The sequence below is a fragment of the Myxacorys sp. genome (assembly GCF_059501405.1).
In genome coordinates, this window is sequence record NZ_JCACCM010000193.1 from 1 (window position 1) to 6,334 (window position 6,334).

General features: G+C 46.1%; 5 protein-coding genes. All 5 read left to right on the forward strand.

The window, feature by feature from the left end; translation table 11 throughout:
* Positions 1-224: 224 nt before the first annotated feature.
* The 5 genes from AC5I6P_RS27515 (at position 225) to AC5I6P_RS27535 (ending at position 6,196) form a co-directional block, all read left to right on the forward strand.
* Positions 225-698, forward strand: coding sequence for an IS5 family transposase (locus AC5I6P_RS27515; protein ID WP_495696969.1), 474 nt, complete (start codon positions 225-227; stop codon positions 696-698).
* The gene (locus AC5I6P_RS27520; RefSeq protein WP_495696973.1) at positions 650-1,069 is read left to right on the forward strand and encodes a transposase; all 420 of its coding nucleotides are present in this window, start codon (positions 650-652) and stop codon (positions 1,067-1,069) included. Before AC5I6P_RS27515 ends, AC5I6P_RS27520 begins: the two co-directional genes overlap by 49 nt.
* A gap of 609 nt (positions 1,070-1,678) precedes the next feature.
* A complete protein-coding gene (locus tag AC5I6P_RS27525) occupies positions 1,679-2,638 on the forward strand; it encodes a hypothetical protein (RefSeq protein ID WP_495696970.1) in 960 nt (319 codons plus the stop codon).
* A gap of 140 nt (positions 2,639-2,778) precedes the next feature.
* Positions 2,779-3,429, forward strand: coding sequence for a hypothetical protein (locus AC5I6P_RS27530; protein ID WP_495696971.1), 651 nt, complete (start codon positions 2,779-2,781; stop codon positions 3,427-3,429).
* 142 nt (positions 3,430-3,571) lie between these two features.
* The gene (locus tag AC5I6P_RS27535) at positions 3,572-6,196 is read left to right on the forward strand and encodes a bifunctional diguanylate cyclase/phosphodiesterase (RefSeq protein WP_495696972.1); all 2,625 of its coding nucleotides are present in this window, start codon (positions 3,572-3,574) and stop codon (positions 6,194-6,196) included.
* Positions 6,197-6,334 lie beyond the last annotated feature (138 nt).

The following is a 6,334-nucleotide window of genomic DNA, read 5'->3' on the forward strand; positions in this document are numbered from 1 at the left end:
GGGTGATAGGATTCTTATAGTCTATGTCCTAGCTCAGTTGGCTACAGCTATACGTTAGGGTTGCCGTTCTTTACCCATTGCACCAAAGCGAATGTTTCTGATGATCAAGGGTTAATTGAACTATTGGACCTGAGAGCGCATTTCTCAATAGAAGCTTAAATAGATAGGAAGAAGCCGAACCTAGAGTCAAGATCAGAGCCGTATAGTGTTTGGTCAAACAGGATATGGTGACAAGCCTCAAACCTCGTCGGTTTCAACGGACAGCAGCACGGGTGAAGAAACGCTACAGCAGCGATGTAACAGAGGCGGAGTGGCAAATCATCCGACCCTTACTGCCGTTACCGAAAGCACGAGGACGCAAACGCGAAGTCGATGAGCGAGAGGTTCTCAACGGCATCTTCTATCAAATTCGCAATGGCTGCGTCTGGAGTGACCTCCCGAAGGACTTACCCGCCTGGCAAACGGTGTACAAATACTTCCGTCGCTGGCAACGCAACGGGGTTTGGCAACAAATTCACGATACCTTGAGACGAGAGGTGCGAGCTTCAGTCGGCAAGCAACCCCAAGCCAGTGCAGGCAGTATCGATAGTCAGTCCGTCAAAACGACGGAAAAAAGGGGGAAGTCTACGGCTTCGATGGCGGAAAACGCATCAAGGGGCGCAAGCGGTTTATCCTCGTCGATACGCTCGGTTTGCTGATGTCGGTGGTCGTGATTGAAGCGAACTGTTCTGAGCAAAAGGGCGGGGTGATTGCGGTGCATGACCTTGACAATCAGCAAGCCAATGCGTTGAAACTGATTTGGGTGGATCAAGGCTATCAGGGCGAGAACTTCGCGCGAGTCGTCGAACAATTGTGTGGTGCACGGGTCGAGGTCGTGAAGCGCTCTGAACCAGGATTCGTGATTCTGCCTAAACGGTGGATTGTGGAGCGGACATTCAGCTGGTTAAACCAGAATCGTCGCTTAAGCAAGGATGATGAACGCTTACCAGAAGTGAGTGAGGCAATGATTCAAACGGCAATGATTCGATTGATGTTGCAACGTCTTGGTGAACAGCAAGAAGAAGCTTAATGATTAGTTTGGAAATGCGCTCTGAAGGTAAGACAATTGATCTATATCTAAGCTCGACTTTATCCATTTGAAATTGGAGCCACTCCTAGCGTTGTCCCAAAGGCAAGCAGGGCCTCAAACTTTTTTAGATGTTCAGCGTTCAACCGATGTCAACAAAAGTCCAGAAGAAATCTGCCAGACCAGAGCCACCGTCAACTGAGAGTCTCAGAAACTCGATAAAGTCGAGCTAAGGTGATCTTTATAAATCTGCTCTGACGTTGATGATGCACTAGATTTTCTTAAAATCATGTTGTCTGGCTTTATGTCTCTACGAATTTATCAGTTTGAGGGGCAGTATTCAACGGCATCAATATGCTGGAGTAGTACTATAGATGCATTCTTGAAGTCCATGCAGCCGTACGAATGTGTCAGGATTACAAGACATTGTTAAGGATTGTGTTGCCAAGATTAGAATTTCGTGCAAACCTACGTAATAACGCTCCGGGTGATTGCTGGAAGGACTCGCCATTTTGTTGACAAAGCTTTATTGAGAAGTCCATTCCAATACCTAACTTTGCTTATTTTGACTGGTCAGGTTCATCTAATTCCTCTAGACGTAGAGCATTTTCTATGACGCTTCTCTTTGACAGCATCTCCTCGGAGACACCCAATTCTTCTGGTTTACATGCAACCATTACCGCTACAACTGGCTTAGCGGCAGCAAATCCGGTACAACCTTTCTCCAGAGACTTCTTCTACCAAGCTTTTGATCTCTTAAAGAGCGAAGAGATCATTGCAGACTATTTTCATCACGCTCTGCAACACCCAACAGTTCTGTACTTATTTTTCCAACGCTATACCCATTTTAACGCCTATACCTCATCGGTCATTTCTCGGCTTGCCAGCTCGATTGCTATGTCGCGCTATTTGTTCACCGATCCAGAAGTTCCGGTTATTGAAGAGGCAGATCGGGGATTTAATGTCGCAATGAAGGTGATGATTGCAGCTGCAGATGAAGGATCAAATGATGGCGCATCTCACCGTGCTCTTGCTCAACTGTTGCTTAAAACAATAGGGGACTACGCAGGCTTATCGGTGTCAGAGCGCAATCAGTTTGCGACGGTTCCAGAGTGGTTGAGCGAGATCTCCAACTCAGTTATGGACGGCTACCAAGGGCAACCAGGTAATGTAGCGGCATTGATTCGCGCACTGGGATTTCATGCCGCTTCTGAACTTTTAGGGGATATAGAGTATGCATTAGTTGATAAAGTCTTCCGCCACGACAATCAAGGTAGTGGATTTGATTGCTATCTCCGCAACTCCTCAGCGGTTGAAATTTGCGGACATCGCTATCATCCCTGGTGCTATGTTCTGGTTCATAGTCGATATGAAGGATCAGGTGTTGAAGCATCGCATTTCGAGTGTGTTGTCGAGGCTCTCAATTTAGTGGTTCAATATCGACCAGAGCCAGTTGAACAGATTGTGCAGTGGGTTTTAGAAGGGTTTGAAGCGTTCATGACCTTGGAGCAAGATCTGTTCAAGCAGATTCATCAGGAGTGCCAAGTGTGGCTTGCTGCTTATTGTTCTTAAACACGTCCTCCAGTATGCATTTCAAACACTCACTTCAGTGAGATTTAGTGTGACTTAGAGACAACAGAACAAGGGAATTGATGTTCCCTTGTTCTACTTTTACAGAAAACCTTTAGTGTCGTGTAAGTACAGAATCAATCGTGTTTAACTGGCAGCCTAATGTAGGGGTAGCAGCAGGAATTCTCTCATTAGCGAGCTATGTTCCATACATCATTTCAATCTATCGAGGAAAAACTCGCCCAAATCGAGCGACATGGTGGATTTGGACTACGATCGGAATAATTATTACAACTAGTTACTCTGCGGCAGGAGCTACTTATACCCTCTGGGTTCCTCTTTCTCAATTGGTTAGCCAAATTATCATTGCGCTCCTGTCTCTCAGATATGGTGAAGGCGGCTGGAATCGTCTTGACCGAATGTGCCTTGCTGGTGTAGCCCTGAGCCTGCTGCTGTGGTGGAGATCGGGCTCACCGCTAGTGGCGTTGCTCATTAATATTGGAATGGACGGGCTGGGAGCGTTACCGACGCTAAGAAAGCTTTATCATGACCCTGGTTCAGAAGATGCCCTGTCCTGGTTTATGTTTTTGGGAGCAAACACTCTAAACCTGTTTGCGATCGAGCGGTTCTCAATAGAACTCGCGATCTATCCCCTTTATTTGTTTTGTTTGAGTTTAGGAATTGTTGCCCTGCTGACCCGTTCTAGGCGCTCACCTCGATCGTTGCAAATCAGCCCTGAAAACAGAAAGACAGTTAGTCGATTTTTTAAGCAAATTGGAGGTCGATGGAATTAGGCAAGCGCTTTATTCAGAAGGACCATTGTTGGCGTTGGGTAGCATCTGGGCATTTTTAGTACACAGATTCAGATTAATTTAGTTGAAGATGAACTGGTGAGTTTTCTCATTCTTCTTTTTCTTCCGCACTCCTGCCTAAATCATGCCACGTTCTGAACATCCCCGAAGCGTTCCACTCCAGTTGCTGTTAGTTGTTCCGTTTGTCCTGCAAATCTTCACCGTCATTGGTTTAGTCAGCTACCTTTCATTCCAGAATGGGCAAAAGTCTGTTAATAGCTTGGCTGATCGATTACGGCAGGAGGTCAGCGCTCGCATTGGTCAACATCTGACGGGTTACATGGAAATTCCCAAACAGCTGACAAGCCTAAATGCCAATGCCATCAAAACGGGAATTGTGAATTCTGATAATCACGAAGCGTTAGAGCAGTTCTTCTGGGAACAGGTGAACTCGTTTAATGCTGGCTTTGTATTGTACGGCTCTAGCTCAGGTAATTTTGAATCTGCTGGCTTTGTGTATGACGATCGCGCCACAATTGGGTACGTCAATCCAGCAAAACATGGCAATTCTAATCTCTACATTTGGGAAGCCGATCGTCTGGGAAGACGCACAACAAAGCTAGTTGGAGATTTCGGTGCTTACCCATTTCAGCAAGAAGACTGGTATCGCGCTGCTATTAAGCAGAGGCAGCTTACCTGGACGTCGGTGTATAACTGGCAGGCGGCTCCATTTTCCCTTGCGATCTCAGCTAGTCTTCCCATTTACGATGCCAATCAACAGTTAAAAGGAGTGGTTGCTAGCGAGCAACGCCTTTCTCAAATTAGCGATTTTCTTCGTCAACTGACCGTTAGTCCCTCTGGTAAGACGTTTATCGTCGAACGCAGTGGGTTGTTGATTGGCAGTTCGGTTCCTGAACAGCCTTTCAAAATCGTCGATGACGAACCACAACGCTTGAAAGCATCTGACAGTAAAGACCTGCTGATTCGAGCAACCGCTCAACACTTAAACGATCGCTTTGGTAATCTCAATCAAATTCAACACTCTCAACAGTTGGATTTTTCGCTCAACCATCAGCCGCAGTTTGTTCAAGTCACTCCCTGGAAAGACGATTTGGGCATTGACTGGCTGGTCATCGTCGTCGTTCCCGAATCTGACTTCATGGCGCAGATCTATGCAAACACTCGTACAACTATCTGGCTCTGTTTGCTGGCATTGGCACTAGCGATCGTTCTAGCATTCCATACCTCGCGTTGGATTACTTACCCCATTCTGCACTTGAGCCGAGCATCGCAGGCGATTTCAGATGGGGATTTGAATCAGCAGGTTGAAGCATCAGGAACCAGGGAAATTGCTGCGCTCGCTCGCTCCTTCAATGGGATGACACAGCAACTACGAGAATCGTTTGCCAAATTGGAACACAACGCCCATCACGATGCTCTAACAGACTTACCGAATCGAACCGCGTTTCAACTCAAGCTACAGGAAGCAATTTCGCATGCAGCTGATTCAGTAAATCATAGCTCTCCCTACCTATTTGCCATCCTGTTTCTGGACATAGACTATTTCAAACTAATTAATGACGGCCTAGGACATTTGGCAGGAGACCAGTTGCTCATAGAAGTTGGAAAACGATTAAGCACTTCTGTCAGAGAAATCCAAATCTTGAATCAATCCCTGTACACGACCTTGGCTCGGTTTGGTGGGGATGAGTTTATTATCTTAATTGACAATATTACAGATATCACTGATGCAATTAAGCTCGCAGACCGCATCTCTCAGAAATTACAGCAACCCTTCACTCTCAAGGAGAATGAGCTGTTTATCAGTGCTAGTATTGGCATCGTTCTCAGCACGATGGAAGATTTTCAACCTGAAAGCTTTTTACGCAATGCAGATATCGCTTTGTATTGGGCCAAGTTCAATGGCAAAGCTCGATATGAAATCTTTGATTCCCAAATGTATACAAAAGTCGTGGAGCGATTGCAGATTGAAACGGATTTAAGGCGTGCGATCGGACGAGAAGAGTTTGAGGTTTACTACCAACCGATTGTCGATCTCAAAACTCACCAAACCACCGGCTTTGAAGCGCTGGTTCGCTGGCATCATCCAGCTCAAGGTATGGTATCTCCCGATCGATTTATTCCAATTGCGGAAGAGACAGGAATTATTGTCAGCCTAGATTGGTGGGTTCTTCGTCAAGCCTGCGAGCAAATGCGGCTGTGGCAGCAACAGTTCGCCTGCTGCCAGTTCATGGTTATGAGCGTCAATTTATCAAGTAAGCAGTTCCTCCAGCCTGACCTAGTTAAACAGATTGATCAGATACTATCTCAGACAGGGTTGCAACACCACAATTTGAAGCTTGAAATTACTGAAAGCTTGCTAATGAACCAAGGCGAAGCAACTCAGTCCAAACTGAGACATCTCAGCAACTCAGGCATTCGGCTCAGTTTAGACGACTTTGGCACAGGCTACTCGTCTCTCAGCTATTTATACCGCTTTCCAATTCACACGCTTAAGATTGATCGTTCCTTCATTAGCCGCCTTGGAGTAACAGGTGAAACCTTGGAAATTGTTGAAGCGATTACGGTCCTGGCACACAAGTTGGGAATGTATGTTATTGCTGAAGGAGTAGAGACACTTGAGCAACTTGAACAACTTCGAGCAATCTGTTGTGAGCAGGGACAGGGATATTTGTTCTCTCCTCCACTTCCTGCAAATAAGATTACTGAGCTTCTGACCAAGCAAGCGAGTTTGAAGATGCTCAAGTAGAGTTAATCAAGGATACGAAGGTAGTGCCATTACGGGGTGACAGCGAAGCTAGAAAGCAGGTAACTACTAAGAGCCTAGCCGAAAACGGTAATGTCAGGTTAACCGGAATGTAGAATAATCGTACTGGTTCAACGTTGA

Excerpts from the sequence above, each read along its gene's own strand:
- AC5I6P_RS27525 (WP_495696970.1), top strand. The coding sequence starts at position 1,679 with ATGACGCTTCTCTTTGACAGCATCTCCTCGGAGACACCCAATTCTTCT.
- AC5I6P_RS27535 (WP_495696972.1), top strand. The coding sequence starts at position 3,572 with ATGCCACGTTCTGAACATCCCCGAAGCGTTCCACTCCAGTTGCTGTTA.
- AC5I6P_RS27515 (WP_495696969.1), top strand. The coding sequence starts at position 225 with ATGGTGACAAGCCTCAAACCTCGTCGGTTTCAACGGACAGCAGCACGG.